The sequence below is a fragment of the Streptomyces beijiangensis genome, from assembly GCF_017315755.1.
Classification (GTDB): Bacteria; Actinomycetota; Actinomycetes; order Streptomycetales; family Streptomycetaceae; genus Streptomyces; species Streptomyces beijiangensis.
The window spans coordinates 1-14,583 of sequence record NZ_JAFLRJ010000430.1; the positions used below are offsets into that span (position 1 = coordinate 1).

The window sequence follows — 14,583 nt, forward strand, 5'->3', positions numbered from 1 at the left end:
CACCCACCCCCCGCACCCCTGGGCCCGCGCACTCGGCCTGGTGGCCGTCGTCCTCCTCGGCGCCTGGCTCGGACTTCTCGTGGTCGGCAATGTCAGGACCCCGGTCGGCCCCATGGACACCACCATGACCCTGCGCCCCTCCCTCACCGGCGGAACCAAGATCAACGTGTCCCCGCTGGGCGCCCTCGAACTCGACTCCCACACGGCCCCTATCCGTCTCGACGTGGACGTCGACCGCCTCGATCCGGTCCGCTCCGAAACCTTGGTCCAGCACCCTGAACTCTTCTCCGGCCTCCAGTCCGAGATCACGCGCGACGTCGAGCACGGCACCCTCAACCTCGCGCTGCGCTCCTGCGCCGCCGTGGTCGCGGGCGCCACCACCCTGGGCCTCGCGGTCTACCGCCGACCCCGCACGGCCCTGGCCGCCGGCGGTCTGGCCCTGGCGCTCCTGACGGCCTCGGGCGTCTCCGCGTACGCGACCTGGAACCCCAAGTCCGTCCTGGAACCCAAGTACTCCGGTCTGCTCTCCTCGGCACCCCAGCTGATCGGCAGCGCCCGCTCGATCGTCACCGAGTTCGACGTCTACCAGCAGGAGCTGGCCCGTCTGGTCACCAACGTCACGCGCCTGTACGACGCCACGTCCACGCTCCCCGCCTACCGGCCCGACCCCGGCACCATCCGAGTCCTGCACGTCTCGGACATCCATCTCAATCCGGCCGCCTGGGAGATCATCAGCTCCCTCGTCTCCCAGTACGACATCGACGTGATCATCGACTCCGGCGACACGATGGACCACGGCAGCGCGGCGGAGAACCGCTTCCTGGACGCGATCCCGGCCCTGGGCGCCCCCTATGTCTGGGTACGCGGAAACCACGACTCCCCCGAGACCCAGCGGTACCTCTCCCACCTCAAGAACGCCCACGTCCTGGACAACGGCAGCGCGGTCACCATCGACGGCCTGCGCATCGCCGGCACGGGCGACCCCCAGTTCACCCCGGACCGCTCGTCTCTCCCGGGCGGCGAGGCCGCCGAGCGCCTGGCCGGAACGAGCCTGGCCGCCGCCCTCCGCGGCCAGCGGCTGGCCGGCACCCCGGTCGACATCGCGGTCACCCACGAGCCCGCCGCGGCCCGTGAAACGGACGGCGCGGTCCCCCTCGTCCTCGCGGGTCACGTCCACCACCGCGAGACCGACGTCCTCGAGCACGGCACCCGCCTCAAGGTCGAGGGCTCCACGGGCGGCGGCGGCCTGCGCGCCGTACAGAACAAGCACCCGGAGAAGATCCTCGCCTCGGTCCTCTACCTGGACCGCACCACCAAGCACCTGCAGGCCTGGGACGAGATCACCCTGGGCGGCCTGGGCCTGACAACGGCCGAGGTCAGCCGCCATCTCCCGGCCGACAACCAGCCCTGAGGAAACCGTTTTGGCGAACGGTCCCCCCATCCCATATGCTTCTTCTCGTCCCCGACGCGCTGCAAGGCGCACAGGCGGGCCAATTAGCCCTCATCGTCTAGTGGCCCAGGACGCCGCCCTTTCAAGGCGGTAGCACGGGTTCGAATCCCGTTGGGGGCACGCTTTACTGTGTGCGAGACTAGTGCTCGCACATTGCAAGGTCCTGTGGAGCAGCTTGGAGTGCTCGCCACCCTGTCAAGGTGGAGGCCGCGGGTTCAAATCCCGTCAGGACCGCTGCGGATCGCAAGAGCCGCGTGGCTGGGTAGCTCAGTTGGTACGAGCGATCGCCTGAAAAGCGATAGGTCGCCGGTTCGATCCCGGCCCCAGCCACCACACCGAAGGCCCCGACCACTGGTCGGGGCCTTTCGCGTACCACCCCTCAGGCCGCAGGCTCGGCAGGTGCCGCGTGCGCCGCCGCCGACGCCGCCTCCCGCTCGCGCCCGCCCGGATGCCGGTGGCGCCAGGTCCAGAAGACCGCGCAGGACAGCAGGGCCCAGCCGGCGAGCACCAGGAAGGGCAGGGCGTGCTGGTGGCCGCCGAAGTAGACCGCCGTGTGCTGGGCGTTGACCGATGCGCCGGGCGGGAGCCATCTGCCGATGTGGCCCAGCACGGAGGGGAGCAGCGGCCAGGACACGGCGCCGCCGGACGACGGGTTGCCCAGGAGCACCATCAGTCCCCAGGTGGGGATCATCGCCCAGCGGCCCATCAGGGTGTTGAACATCGTGAAGACCATGCCCGAGGTGAACATCGTGAGCGCCAGGATCGCCCAGGACTCGATGAACGGCAGGTTCAGCGCGCCGAGGAGCCAGTCCACCACCGCCGCGATGGCGAAGGCCCCGAGCATCGAGTAGGCGACGGTGAAGGCGATGCGTTCCCACGGGTTGAGCGCGCGGGCGTGCACGCTGAGCTGGATCGCGCCGACGAAGCCGAGGATCACCGCGGCCAGGGAGATGTAGAAGAGGGCGAGGCCTCGTGGGTCGCCCTTCTGGAGCGGTCTGATGTCCCGCACCTCGACCGGCTGCCCGGTCGCCTTGCCGACCGCGGCCCCGCTCTCGGCGATCACCTGGGCGACCGATGCGCCCGATGCCCCGGAGACATCGAGCCTGACGCCCGCGCCCCGTACCTCCAGGATCGCGAAGACCTGCTGCTCGTCGACGGCGCGCAGGGCCTGGCCGTACGTCGGATAGCTGTGCAGCTGCAGCGAGGTGTCGAGCGCCTTCTCCATCCCGGCGACGAACTGCCTGCCGTTCGCGGAGTCGTACGGACCGACGACCGCGGCCGGGATGCGGTGCGGGGTCGGATCCGCCATGGAGTACGTGTACGAACCGGCGAAGAGCCCGGCGGCCGCGGCCAGGATGAAGACCAGGACGGTCGCGGGGAAGAACGGAGATTTCTTGAGCGTCGCCCAGCGCTCCGCCCTGGTCGGAGGCCGTCCGTGCACACCGTGCTGATCTGACTGATCGGGCATGCACACACGCTAAACCACCCATACCAGGTCTTCTCGCCCAGAAAGTCGTCCACAAATCCGTTCGCCAGTCGTTTGCGCGGGGTGAGATCCTGGATCAGGTATGTCTACTTCCTTCGCTGAACTCCAGGCCACGCTCGACGAGGCGTCGCTGCGCGATGCGCACCGGCTCGGCCGGCGTCTCGAGGGCGCCCGCCGTATCCGCAATCCCGAGGCCCGCCAGACCGTCATGGACGAAATCGCCGCCGAGGCGGGGAAGTCCGCCGACCGGATGCGGCGACGCGTCGAACGCCTGCCCGCGATCACGTATCCCGAGCAGCTGCCCGTCAGCCAGAAGAAGGACGCGATCGCCGACGCGATACGGGACCACCAGGTCGTGATCGTCGCGGGCGAGACCGGCTCCGGCAAGACCACGCAGATCCCCAAGATCTGTCTGGAGCTGGGGCGCGGTGTCCGCGGGATGATCGGGCACACCCAGCCCCGCAGGATCGCCGCCCGTACGGTCGCCGAGCGCATCGCCGACGAGATGAAGACGCCGCTGGGCGAGGCGGTCGGCTGGAAGGTCAGGTTCACCGACCAGGTCAACCAGGACTCCACCTTCGTCAAGCTGATGACGGACGGCATCCTGCTCGCCGAGATCCAGACGGACCGCGAGCTGCGCGCGTACGACACGATCATCATCGACGAGGCCCACGAGCGGTCCCTGAACATCGACTTCCTGCTGGGCTATCTGGCCCAGCTGCTGCCCAGGCGCCCCGACCTGAAGGTCATCATCACCTCGGCGACCATCGACCCCCAGCGCTTCTCACGCCACTTCGGGGACGCCCCTGTCGTCGAGGTCAGCGGGCGGACCTATCCGGTCGAGGTGCGGTACCGGCCGCTGCTCGAAGACGAGGGCGACGACAGTGACCGCGACCAGATCACCGCGATCTGCGACGCCGTGGTCGAGCTGCAGCACGAGGGCCCCGGCGACATCCTGGTCTTCCTCTCCGGCGAGCGCGAGATCCGCGACACCGAGGACGCGCTGAACAAGAAGAACCTCCGTATGACGGAAGTGCTCCCGCTGTACGCCCGCCTCTCGCACGCCGAGCAGCACCGCGTCTTCCAGCAGCACACCGGGAGACGGGTGGTGCTCGCCACCAACGTCGCCGAGACCTCCCTCACGGTCCCGGGCATCAAGTACGTCATCGACCCCGGCACCGCCCGTATCTCCCGCTACAGCCACCGCACCAAGGTCCAGCGCCTGCCCATCGAGCCCGTCTCGCAGGCGAGCGCCAACCAGCGCAAGGGCCGCTGCGGCCGTACGTCCGACGGCATCTGCGTCCGCCTGTACTCCGAGGACGACTTCCTCACCCGCCCGGAGTTCACGGACGCGGAGATCCTCCGTACGAACCTGGCCTCCGTCATCCTCCAGATGACCGCCGCCGGCCTCGGCGAGATCGAGAAGTTCCCCTTCATCGATCCGCCGGACCACCGCAACATCCGCGACGGCGTGCAGCTCCTCCAGGAGCTGGGTGCGCTCGACCCGAACGAGAAGGACCCGAAGAAGCGGCTCACGCAGGAGGGCCGGAAGCTGAGCCAGCTTCCCGTCGACCCGCGCCTGGCCCGCATGGTCCTCGAAGCCGACCGCAACGGCTGTGCACGCGAAGTCATGGTCATCGCCGCCGCGCTCTCCATCCAGGACCCGCGTGAGCGCCCCTCGGAGAAGCAGCAGCAGGCCGACCAGAACCACGCCCGCTTCAAGGACGAGACGAGCGACTTCCTCGCCTATCTCAACCTCTGGCGCTACGTCCGCGAGCAGCAGAAGGAGCGCGGCTCCTCCAGCTTCCGCCGGATGTGCAAGCAGGAGTACCTCAACTTCCTGCGCATCCGCGAGTGGCAGGACATCTACGCCCAGCTCCGCTCGGTCGCCAAGACCATGGGCATCCACCTCAACGAGGACGATGCTCCCGAGCAGTCGATCCACACCTCGCTCCTTGCCGGCCTGCTCTCCCACATCGGCCTGAAGGACACCGAGAAGAACGACTATCTCGGCGCCCGCAGCGCCAAGTTCGCGATCTTCCCCGGCTCGGCACTCTTCAAGAAGCAGCCCCGCCTCGTCATGTCGGCCGAGCTGGTGGAGACCTCCCGCCTCTGGGCGCGCGTCAACGCCAAGATCGAGCCCGAGTGGATCGAGCCGCTCGCCCAGCACCTGGTCAAGCGCACCTACAGCGAGCCGCACTGGGAGAAGGACCAGGCCGCCGTGATGGCGTACGAGAAGGTGACGCTGTACGGCGTCCCGATCGTCGCCCAGCGCAAAATCAACTTCGGGCGCATCGACCCCGAGACGGCCCGCGACCTTTTCATTCGCAACGCACTCGTCGAGGGCGACTGGCGTACGCACCACAAATTCTTCGCCGACAACCGCAAACTCCTCACCGAGGTCGAGGAGTTGGAGCACCGCGCGCGGCGCCGCGACATCCTCGTCGACGACGAGACGCTCTTCGACTTCTACGACGAGCGGATCCCCGCGGACGTCGTCTCCGGCGCGCACTTCGACTCCTGGTGGAAGAAGAAGCGAGCCACCGAGGGACGAGAGCCCGAGGCGCTCGACTTCGAGCGCTCGATGCTCATCAACGAGAAGGCCGGCGCGGTCACCAAGGACGACTACCCGGACTCCTGGCGCCAGGGAACGCTGAAGTTCCGCGTCACGTACCAGTTCGAGCCGGGCGCCGACGCCGACGGTGTCACCGTCCACATCCCGCTCCAGGTGCTCAACCAGGTCACATCCGACGGCTTCGACTGGCAGATCCCGGGCCTGCGCGAGGAAGTGGTCACCGAGCTGATCCGCTCCCTCCCCAAGCCGATCCGCCGCCACTACGTCCCGGCGCCGAACTACGCGACGGCCTTCCTGGACCGGGCCGTCCCACTCCAGGAGCCGCTGCCGCTCACCCTGGCGCGCGAGCTCCAGCGGATGGTCGGAGTCCCGGTCACGGACGCGGACTTCGACCTCTCCCGGGTGGCAGACCACCTCAAGATCACCTTCCGGATCGTCGACGAGCGCCGCCGCAATCTCGCCGAGGACAAGGACCTGGAGGTGCTCAAGGTGCAGCTGCGCCCCAAGGCCCGCCAGGCTCTCTCCAAGGCCGCCGCGGCCACCGCGGAGGCGGGCGGCGGCGAGTCCATCGAGCGCAGCGGCCTCACCGGCTGGACGATCGGCACGCTGCCCCGCCTCTTCGAGACGAAGCGGGCGGGCCAGCCGGTCAGGGCGTATCCGGCACTGGTCGACGCGGGCGAGACCGTGTCCGTACGGCTCTACGACACCGAGGCCGAGCAGCAGCAGGCCATGTGGCGCGGCACCCGGCGGCTGATCATGCTCAACATCCCGGTGAACCCGGCCAAGTTCGCCTCCGACCGGCTGACGAACCAGGCCAAGCTGGCGCTCTCCCGCAATCCGCACGGCTCGGTGCAGGCCCTCTTCGAGGACTGCGCGACCGCCGCCGCGGACAAGCTGATCGCCGACCACGGCGGCCCGGCCTGGGACGAGGAGTCCTTCCGCAAGCTGTACGACAAGGTCCGCACGGACCTCGTCGAGGTCACGATCCGCACGGTCGACCAGGTGCAGCAGATCCTGGCCGCCTGGCAGGCCTGCGAGCGCCGGCTGAAGACGACGAGCAGCCTGACGCTGGTCGCCAACGTCCAGGACGTACGCAACCAGTTGGCGGCCTTGGTCAAACCGGGCTTCGTCACCGCCACGGGCCTGCGCCGTCTCGCCGATCTGATGCGCTACCTGGTGGCCGCCGACCGCCGTCTGCAGCAGATGCCGACGGCCGTCCAGCGGGACACCACGCGGATGGCGAAGGTCCATGAGATGCAGGACGAGTTCGCCTGGCTCCTTGAGCAGATGCCGCAGGGCAGGCCGGTGCCGAAGGAGGTCCTGGACATCCGCTGGATGATCGAGGAGCTGCGCGTCAGCTACTTCGCGCATGCGCTCGGCACCGCCTATGCGGTCTCCGACAAGCGCATCGTGAAGGCCATCGACCAGGCGGTCGCGGGGGTCCGCTGACCCCGTCGGACCCCCGTCCGGCCTCCGTACGGATCGAGTTCGACCGGGGGCCCTGACCTGCTGTAGAGTCTGTCTCGCAGCCAGCGCACGTACGGCTACGAGCAAGGTCCTGTGGAGCAGCTTGGAGTGCTCGCCACCCTGTCAAGGTGGAGGCCGCGGGTTCAAATCCCGTCAGGACCGCACGATGAAGAAGGCCCGCATTCCCACCGGATGCGGGCCTTTTTGACGTCCGGCCCGGGACCACTTGGAGGCCGCGCCCGCGGCGGAGCCGCGCATGGACACAGCAAATCCCGTCAGGACCGCACGATGCAGAAGGCCCGCACCCCCACCGGATGCGGGTCCTTCTGCCGCACAACCCCGTCCGCACGGCGCAAGTAGGCCCGGAGCCCCTGGTTCCGGGCCTACTTGCGTCTTGACTGCGCCGTCCGCCGGCGAGTACCCAGGCAGCAGGGCATGCGGCAGGAGGCGACCGATGACGACGTCCGCGCAGAGACATGAGACGCGCGCACTGCTGCGCGCCCATCTGGCGGCCTCCGTGGGCAATCGCCACCTCACCCGGCACTGCCCGGTCTGTCACCGCCTCCTGCGCCTCGCCATGCAGCCGTCCGAGGCCGAGGACCAAAGTCCCCCGGCGAAGTGACCAACGCCTGCCCACAACCGGCTTCTTGGGTGGCAGGCTCGGGTTTGGCAAGAGTCGCGTCGTGTGACGGGTGTCACTGGACGGGTTTTGGGAACGGGTGAACTTACCCCCTCCCTACAACAGGCCAATTTAATATATGCAATTGCACCACCCTGCGGAGCTGACCCGGAAGTCAGGAGCGGGCCGCACCGAGGCCGGTGCTCAGCAGTCCCACAGGGCACACAGAAGGACCTCACAGCACCGGACAGCACTCCCCAGGAGTCCCCAGCACTCCACCAACAGGGCACAAAAAAGATCGCGCTGGACCCGGCGGAGTCCAGCGCGATCAATGACGATCTGCGACGCGGCCCGTTGGGGCAGGCGCACGTCAGGTGGAGCTATAGGCGGACAATCCGGGCTGGGGGACCCGTAAATGTCCGCATTTCAGTCCCTGCTAAGGGATGTTCAGGCCTCGCTGCGCTGCTGCGGAATGCCCGCGAGCAGGGCGCGTACCTCTGCTTCGCGGTACCGGCGATGTCCACCCAGCGTGCGGATGGACGTGAGCTTGCCCGCCTTCGCCCAGCGGGTGACCGTCTTCGGGTCCACGCGGAACATCGTGGCAACCTCAGCCGGGGTCAGCAGCGGCTCGGCATCAGGGGTGCGAGCGGTCATGAGCGGCCTCCTCGGGAGAACCGAACCTTCTCGGTTCATTCCTCTAAATTCTGCACCTTGACCCGCGTTGCCCGAAATGGCAGACACGGGCCGAGTCGGTTATAGGACGAACGGCTTGTCCTCGGCACTACAACTACACCATCCGTCCAGCCGCGTCGGCCAAACCGATGGAATTGCCCTCTGAGGTGTTCAACAGCGGCGGAAGCCCGATGGACCATGCCATAGCGGACAGTCACGCCACAGTGACGATCAGTCACACGCTGATCAGGAGCCATCAGACCCCCCATAGAGTGCAATACCGAGGTTTCCCCCCAAAGTCGGGCGGAAGGAGCCCTCCCCGGGCTCCTTGTCCTATTTTGGCACGAGGGTGGGGGATGGGCGCAAGGCCCTGGTTAGTGCGGTCCGTCACGCTTGAGGCAAAGGCCCGGTTCAGGACCTAGGTCCCATGCCGGGAGGGTGTCGACCGAAGTCGGTACGGGATCAGTTGGAGAGTTGACGCTGCCGGACCGCCCGCCACCGATCGGAGAGCCGGCCGTACGCCGCGTCGGCGCCGTCGCTGTCCCCCGCGCGCAGCGCGGCGACCGCCGCCGCGACATCCGCGGCCGAGCGGTCGTCGGCGAGCTCCGCCTCGGGCAGGACGTGCACCAGGCCGCCGTAGTCCAGCTCGACCAGGGACCGGGGGTGGAATTCCTCCAGCCACCGGCCCACGTCCACCAGACCCTCGGTGAGCGGCCCTTCCTCGAAATGCTCTCTCAGGGTCTTCAGCGCACGCGCCAGCCGCCGCCTCGCCTGCACCATCGGCGTCCGGTAGCGCATGACAGGAGCGGCACCGCCCCCGGCTTTCGCGTACTCCCGCTCCTCGTCCCCGAAGAGCGCGAACCACCGCACCGGCACGTGCCAGACCGTCGTACGGATCCAGGGCCGCGCGTCCGGGTTCCGCTCCAGCCACCGCTCGTAGTCCGCGGCCGCCTGAAGGCGCACCACCCGCGGCAGTACGACGTCGAGGACGGGTTCCGGATACTGGCCCGCCAGCTCCTCCAGGGCCAGCCAGCCCCGCAGCCTGGTCCGCCACGGGCAGACGCACACCACACCGTCCACGACGGTCACGAAGGCGTCCGCGCTCTCGTGCACGGGGACGGCGACCGGCGGCGTGGGGAGCAAGTCCGCCAGGGCGGCCCTCAGTTCGTCCTGTGCGGTCGGCAGGTCGGCCCGCCGGGCATAGCGCGCCCAGTGGGCCCGTTCGGGCTCGGGGAAGGCCGAGAGCGGCTCGTACACCCGCAGATAGGACGTGTAGGGCACGATCACCGAGGACACCACCGCCATGGCCGAATCGTCCCATGCTCCCGCGACCCGAGGGAGTGATCCTGGGCACCTCCACGGATCTACGGGCGCGTAGGCCCTAATCTGCTGCCAACTGGGCCTGCCCCACCCGCAGGCAGCGCCTCCACCCGCCGCTTCGTACTTGGGAGTCACCACAGTGACCGATGTTTCCGACGGCGTCCTGCACACCCTCTTCCACTCGGATCAGGGAGGGCACGAACAGGTCGTGCTCTGCCAGGACCGCGCCACCGGCCTCAAGGCCGTCATCGCCATCCACTCCACCGCCCTGGGCCCGGCCCTGGGCGGTACGCGCTTCTACCCGTACGCGACCGAGGAGGACGCCGTCGCCGACGCGCTGAACCTCGCGCGCGGCATGTCGTACAAGAACGCCATGGCCGGACTCGACCACGGCGGCGGCAAGGCCGTGATCATCGGCGACCCCGACCTGATCAAGACCGAAGAACTGCTGCTCGCCTATGGCCGGTTCGTGGCCTCGCTCGGCGGCCGCTATGTGACGGCCTGCGATGTCGGTACGTACGTCGCCGACATGGACGTCGTCGCCCGCGAGTGCCGCTGGACCACCGGTCGCTCCCCCGAGAACGGCGGCGCGGGCGACTCCTCGGTCCTCACCGCCTTCGGCGTCTTCCAGGGCATGCGCGCCTCCGCGCAGCACCTCTGGGGCGACCCGACGCTGCGCGGCAGGAAGGTCGGCATCGCCGGCGTCGGCAAGGTCGGCCACCACCTCGTGGAGCACCTGCTGCAGGACGGCGCCGAGGTCGTGATCACGGACGTACGCGAGGAATCGGTACGCCGCATCACCGACCTGCACCCCGGGATCGCCGTGGCCGCCAACACCGATGCGCTGATCCGCACGGGTCCTTGGGGGGAACTCGACATCTACGCGCCCTGCGCGCTCGGCAGCGCCCTGAACGACGCGACCGTCCCCGTCCTCACCGCGAAGGTGGTGTGCGGCGCGGCCAACAACCAGCTCGCCCACCCCGGCGTCGAGAAGGATCTCGCCGACCGCGCGATCCTCTACGCGCCCGACTACGTGGTGAACGCGGGCGGAGTGATCCAGGTCGCCGACGAGCTGCACGGTTTCGACTTCGAGCGGTGCAGGGCGAAGGCCGCGAAGATCTTCGACACCACGCTGGCAATATTCGCACGTGCGAAGGAAGACGGTATTCCGCCGGCCGCCGCAGCCGACAGGATCGCCGAGCAGCGCATGGCGGAGGCCCGCCGGAGCTGACCGTGGACAGACACTGACCCGCCGCAGGGAGACATGGCTCACCCCCCTCGGCGGGTCGGCCGCCAAGAAGAGGTTAAAATCGCAGCTGACCAGCGAGGACAGGGCTTCTCGCCGGTTCTGCGAAGCGGCGCTTCCTGCGGGCGGCGTACCGTATGGCCGCGGAAGCAGGTACCGTTAAAGCCCTACGGACCGGTCTCTCTACGGAGAGCCCGTTCCGAATCATGAACGGGTGTCAAGACTCTGGGGCCGTCGAGCCCCGTCACCGAGGGGGTCGAGCCATGGGGCGCGGCCGGGCAAAGGCCAAGCAGACGAAGGTCGCCCGCCAGCTGAAGTACAGCAGCGGCGGAACCGACCTCTCGCGTCTGGCCAATGAGCTGGGCGCATCTCCTACGAGTCAGCCACCGAACGCAGAGCCGTTCGAGGACGACGAAGAGGAAGATGACCCGTACGCACAGTACGCGGATCGTTACAACAAGGACGATGAGGACGAGGGCGAAGAGTCCGGTCCTTCATCGCAGCAGCGCCGCGGCGCTTGACGTACGTACACCTCAAAACGCACGGTCACTTGACCCGGTCCAGGGCTTCCGCCCCGGACCGGGTTTAGTGCTGCCCGCTGCTTGCCGCCTGCTGCTTGCTACTTCGAGGCGTGCTTACTTTGAGTACGTGCCGGTCAGGGTCGCGCCCGTGGCGTTCGCCCCGCGGTCCTCGACCTCGCCCGCGACCCAGGCCTCGACACCCCGGTCGGCCAGTGTCGTCAGCGCCGCATCGACCGAGTCCTCGGGCACGACGGCCATCATGCCGACGCCCATGTTGAGGGTCTTCTCCAGCTCGAGACGCTCGACCTGACCGGCCTTGCCGACGAGGTCGAAGACCGCGCCCGGCGTCCAGGTGGAGCGGTCGACCGTGGCGTGCAGGTGCTCGGGGATCACGCGGGCCAGGTTGTTGGCAAGGCCGCCGCCGGTGATGTGGCTGAAACCGTGCACCTGCGTGGTGCGGGTCAGGGCCAGACAGTCCAGCGAGTAGATCTTGGTGGGCTCCAGGAGCTCTTCGCCGAGCGTGCGGCCGAACTCCTCGATCTCGCGGTCCAGCGCCCAGCCGGCCCGGTCGAAGACGACATGGCGGACGAGCGAGTACCCGTTGGAGTGAAGACCGGAGGACGCCATGGCGATCACCGCGTCACCCTTACGGATACGGTCCGCGCCCAGCAGCTGATCGAACTCGACCACACCGGTGCCTGCGCCGGCGACGTCGAAGTCGTCCTCGCCGAGGAGACCCGGGTGCTCGGCGGTCTCGCCGCCGACCAGCGCGCAGCCGGCCAGGACGCAGCCCTCGGCGATGCCCTTCACGATCGCGGCGACGCGGTCGGGGAAGACCTTGCCGACGCAGATGTAGTCGGTCATGAAGAGGGGCTCGGCGCCGCAGACGACGAGGTCGTCGACGACCATGCCGACGAGGTCGTGGCCGATCGTGTCGTACACGCCCATCTTGCGGGCGAGGTCGACCTTCGTGCCGACACCGTCGGTGGCGGAGGCCAGGAGCGGGCGCTCGTAGCGCTTGAGGGCGCTCGCGTCGAAGAGGCCGGCGAATCCGCCGAGGCCACCGAGGACCTCGGGGCGCTGCGTCTTCTTCACCCACTTCTTCATGAGTTCTACGGCGCGGTCACCGGCTTCGATGTCGACGCCCGCGCTTGCGTAGCTGGCACCGGTTGTCTCAGAAGACATAGCTCTGGGAACTTTCGTGTCGTACTGCAGGGCTTACGGGCGACGGAGTGCGTCGGCCGCGGCGGTGGACGCCGGTCCGGCCGCCAGCTCGGTCTCCAGAAGCTGCTTGCCGAGCAGCTCGGGGTCCGGCAGGTCCATCGGGTAGATGCCGTCGAAGCAGGCCCGGCAGAGGTTGTCCTTGGGGATCGTCGTCGCCTCGATCATCGCGTCCGTCGTGATGTACGAGAGCGAGTCGGCGCCGAGCGACTTGCCGATCTCCTCGACCGACATGCCGTTGGCGATGAGCTCGGCCCGGGTGGCGAAGTCGATGCCGAAGAAGCACGGCCACTTCACCGGCGGGGACGAGATCCGGATGTGGACCTCGGCGGCACCGGCCTCGCGGAGCATCCGGACCAGGGCGCGCTGGGTGTTGCCGCGGACGATCGAGTCGTCGACGACCACCAGCCGCTTGCCGCGGATGACTTCCTTGAGCGGGTTGAGCTTGAGACGGATGCCGAGCTGGCGGATCGTCTGGGACGGCTGGATGAAGGTCCGGCCGACATAGGCGTTCTTGACCAGGCCCGAGCCGTAAGGAATTCCGCTGGCTTCGGCGTACCCGATCGCGGCAGGGGTGCCCGACTCGGGAGTAGCTATCACCAGGTCGGCCTCGACGGGGGCTTCGGCAGCGAGCCTCCGGCCCATCTCCACACGGGAGAGGTAGACATTCCGGCCCGCGATGTCGGTGTCGGGGCGCGCCAGATAGACGTACTCGAAGATGCATCCCTTGGGCTTCGCTTCCGCGAATCGGGAGCTGCGCAGACCGTTCTCGTCGATGGCGACGAGCTCGCCCGGCTCGATCTCGCGTACGAAGCTGGCGCCGCAGATGTCGAGGGCGGCGGACTCCGAGGCGACGACCCAGCCGCGCTCCAGACGGCCGAGTACCAGCGGGCGGATGCCCTGCAGGTCGCGGGCCGCGTACAGGGTGTGCTCGTCCATGAAGACGAGCGAGAAGGCGCCCTGGACTTCCGGGAGGACCTTGGTCGCCGCTTCTTCTATGGTCAGCGGTTTGCCGTCGTCATCGGTCTGGCCGGCCAGCAGGGCCGTGACCAGGTCGGTGTCGTTGGTGGCCGCCACCTGGGTGGCGCGGCCGTTCTCCTTCGGGAGCTTCGCAACCATTTCGGCGAGCTGGGCAGTGTTGACCAGGTTGCCGTTGTGGCCGAGCGCGATCGAACCGTGCGCGGTGGCACGGAATGTCGGCTGCGCGTTCTCCCACACCGAGGCACCGGTGGTGGAGTAGCGGGCATGACCGACCGCGATATGGCCCTGGAGGGAGCCGAGGGAGGTTTCGTCGAAGACCTGGGAGACCAGTCCCATGTCCTTGAAGACGAGAATCTGGGACCCATTGCTCACTGCGATGCCCGCGGACTCCTGTCCACGGTGCTGCAGTGCATACAGTCCGAAATAGGTGAGCTTGGCGACCTCTTCACCCGGAGCCCAGACACCGAAGACGCCGCAAGCGTCCTGGGGGCCTTTCTCTCCGGGGAGCAGGTCGTGGTTGAGTCGTCCATCACCACGAGGCACGGCACCGAGTGTAGGCGAGATCGACCACTGGTCCGAATTGGGGAAATCGACCAGGGCCCGGGATTCCCGTTTTAGTACGTTCTGACAAGAGCCGCCCGAAGCCGCCCGAACCTGGCCGCAGCCGCCTCACACCGCCTCACACCGGGCGTCCCGGCGTGGATCGCCCCGGACAGAGCCGCGTGTCGGTGTTGACACCAGTGGTCACACCCGTGTCCAGCATCACACCGGACGGGGCTCAGCCCAGGAGCGGCAGCAGGGCGGAGAGGTCGGCCCGCTCCCCGCTGGCGGAGACCTTGGCCGCGTCCAGCGCGGTGGACCAGTCGGTGCGTCCCGTGGCGAGCCTGAGCCAGGTCAGCGGATCGGTCTCGACGACGTTGGGCGGGGTGCCGCGGGTGTGCCGGGGGCCCTCGATGCACTGGACGACGGCGTACGGGGGGATCCGCACCTCCGTGGCACCGCCGGGCGCCTTGGCGGCGAGGGCG

11 protein-coding genes and 4 tRNA genes are annotated in these 14,583 nt (G+C 68.4%); 9 read left to right on the forward strand and 6 right to left on the reverse strand.

Annotated elements, in window-relative coordinates:
• The 4 genes from J0695_RS33580 to J0695_RS33595 all read left to right on the forward strand — a co-directional run.
• On the forward strand, nucleotides 1-1,411 hold a 1,411-nt coding region (locus J0695_RS33580; protein ID WP_206968549.1), incomplete at its 5' end, for a metallophosphoesterase family protein.
• Nucleotides 1,412-1,497: 86 nt separating this feature from the next.
• Nucleotides 1,498-1,570, forward strand: a tRNA-Glu gene (locus J0695_RS33585).
• Nucleotides 1,571-1,609: 39 nt separating this feature from the next.
• A tRNA-Asp gene (locus J0695_RS33590) sits at nucleotides 1,610-1,684 on the forward strand.
• Nucleotides 1,685-1,706: 22 nt separating this feature from the next.
• Nucleotides 1,707-1,783, forward strand: a tRNA-Phe gene (locus J0695_RS33595).
• Nucleotides 1,784-1,829: 46 nt separating this feature from the next.
• On the opposite strand, the gene J0695_RS33600 is transcribed toward J0695_RS33595, so the two are convergent.
• A complete protein-coding gene (locus J0695_RS33600) occupies nucleotides 1,830-2,918 on the reverse strand; it encodes an ABC-2 transporter permease (protein ID WP_206968550.1) in 1,089 nt (362 codons plus the stop codon).
• Between the two features lie 100 nt (nucleotides 2,919-3,018).
• Between J0695_RS33600 and hrpA the strand changes: the two genes are divergently transcribed.
• From hrpA to J0695_RS33615, 3 genes are all read left to right on the forward strand, one after another.
• Nucleotides 3,019-6,960, forward strand: a complete 3,942-nt coding sequence (gene hrpA, locus J0695_RS33605) for an ATP-dependent RNA helicase HrpA (protein WP_206968551.1) — start codon at nucleotides 3,019-3,021, stop codon at nucleotides 6,958-6,960.
• A gap of 105 nt (nucleotides 6,961-7,065) precedes the next feature.
• Nucleotides 7,066-7,140, forward strand: a tRNA-Asp gene (locus J0695_RS33610).
• A 292-nt stretch (nucleotides 7,141-7,432) separates the two neighbouring features.
• Nucleotides 7,433-7,600, forward strand: coding sequence for a DUF6274 family protein (locus tag J0695_RS33615; protein ID WP_206968552.1), 168 nt, complete (start codon nucleotides 7,433-7,435; stop codon nucleotides 7,598-7,600).
• A gap of 444 nt (nucleotides 7,601-8,044) precedes the next feature.
• On the opposite strand, the gene bldC is transcribed toward J0695_RS33615, so the two are convergent.
• Together bldC and J0695_RS33625 are read right to left on the reverse strand one after the other, a co-directional pair.
• Nucleotides 8,045-8,251 carry a developmental transcriptional regulator BldC gene (bldC, locus tag J0695_RS33620; RefSeq protein WP_003949541.1) on the reverse strand — a complete coding sequence of 69 codons (207 nt, stop codon included), beginning with the start codon at nucleotides 8,249-8,251 and terminating at the stop codon, nucleotides 8,045-8,047.
• A gap of 480 nt (nucleotides 8,252-8,731) precedes the next feature.
• Complete coding sequence (locus tag J0695_RS33625) at nucleotides 8,732-9,574, reverse strand: DUF8083 family protein (RefSeq protein WP_206968553.1); 843 nt, start codon at nucleotides 9,572-9,574, stop codon at nucleotides 8,732-8,734.
• Nucleotides 9,575-9,728: 154 nt separating this feature from the next.
• Between J0695_RS33625 and J0695_RS33630 the strand changes: the two genes are divergently transcribed.
• Nucleotides 9,729-10,820 (forward strand): Leu/Phe/Val dehydrogenase, encoded by a 1,092-nt coding sequence (locus tag J0695_RS33630; RefSeq protein WP_206968554.1) that lies wholly within the window; start codon nucleotides 9,729-9,731, stop codon nucleotides 10,818-10,820.
• Between the two features lie 278 nt (nucleotides 10,821-11,098).
• Nucleotides 11,099-11,356, forward strand: a complete 258-nt coding sequence (locus tag J0695_RS33635) for a DUF3073 domain-containing protein (protein ID WP_206968555.1) — start codon at nucleotides 11,099-11,101, stop codon at nucleotides 11,354-11,356.
• Nucleotides 11,357-11,470: 114 nt separating this feature from the next.
• Here the strand turns inward: J0695_RS33635 and purM are convergent, their stop codons facing one another.
• The 3 genes from purM to J0695_RS33650 form a co-directional block, all read right to left on the reverse strand.
• Nucleotides 11,471-12,541: a phosphoribosylformylglycinamidine cyclo-ligase gene (gene purM / locus J0695_RS33640; RefSeq protein WP_206968556.1), complete on the reverse strand. Its 1,071-nt coding sequence runs from the start codon at nucleotides 12,539-12,541 to the stop codon at nucleotides 11,471-11,473.
• Nucleotides 12,542-12,574: 33 nt separating this feature from the next.
• Complete coding sequence (gene purF / locus J0695_RS33645) at nucleotides 12,575-14,101, reverse strand: amidophosphoribosyltransferase (RefSeq protein ID WP_206968557.1); 1,527 nt, start codon at nucleotides 14,099-14,101, stop codon at nucleotides 12,575-12,577.
• Nucleotides 14,102-14,336: 235 nt separating this feature from the next.
• A partial coding sequence (locus tag J0695_RS33650; protein WP_242553533.1) for a sterol carrier family protein occupies nucleotides 14,337-14,583 on the reverse strand: 247 nt, incomplete at its 5' end.

Coding starts and splice junctions, on each gene's coding strand:
- J0695_RS33600 (WP_206968550.1), bottom strand. CDS start 2,918: ATGCCCGATCAGTCAGATCAGCACGGTGTGCACGGACGGCCTCCGACC.
- hrpA (WP_206968551.1), top strand. CDS start 3,019: ATGTCTACTTCCTTCGCTGAACTCCAGGCCACGCTCGACGAGGCGTCG.
- J0695_RS33615 (WP_206968552.1), top strand. CDS start 7,433: ATGACGACGTCCGCGCAGAGACATGAGACGCGCGCACTGCTGCGCGCC.
- bldC (WP_003949541.1), bottom strand. CDS start 8,251: ATGACCGCTCGCACCCCTGATGCCGAGCCGCTGCTGACCCCGGCTGAG.
- J0695_RS33625 (WP_206968553.1), bottom strand. CDS start 9,574: ATGGCGGTGGTGTCCTCGGTGATCGTGCCCTACACGTCCTATCTGCGG.
- J0695_RS33635 (WP_206968555.1), top strand. CDS start 11,099: ATGGGGCGCGGCCGGGCAAAGGCCAAGCAGACGAAGGTCGCCCGCCAG.
- purM (WP_206968556.1), bottom strand. CDS start 12,541: ATGTCTTCTGAGACAACCGGTGCCAGCTACGCAAGCGCGGGCGTCGAC.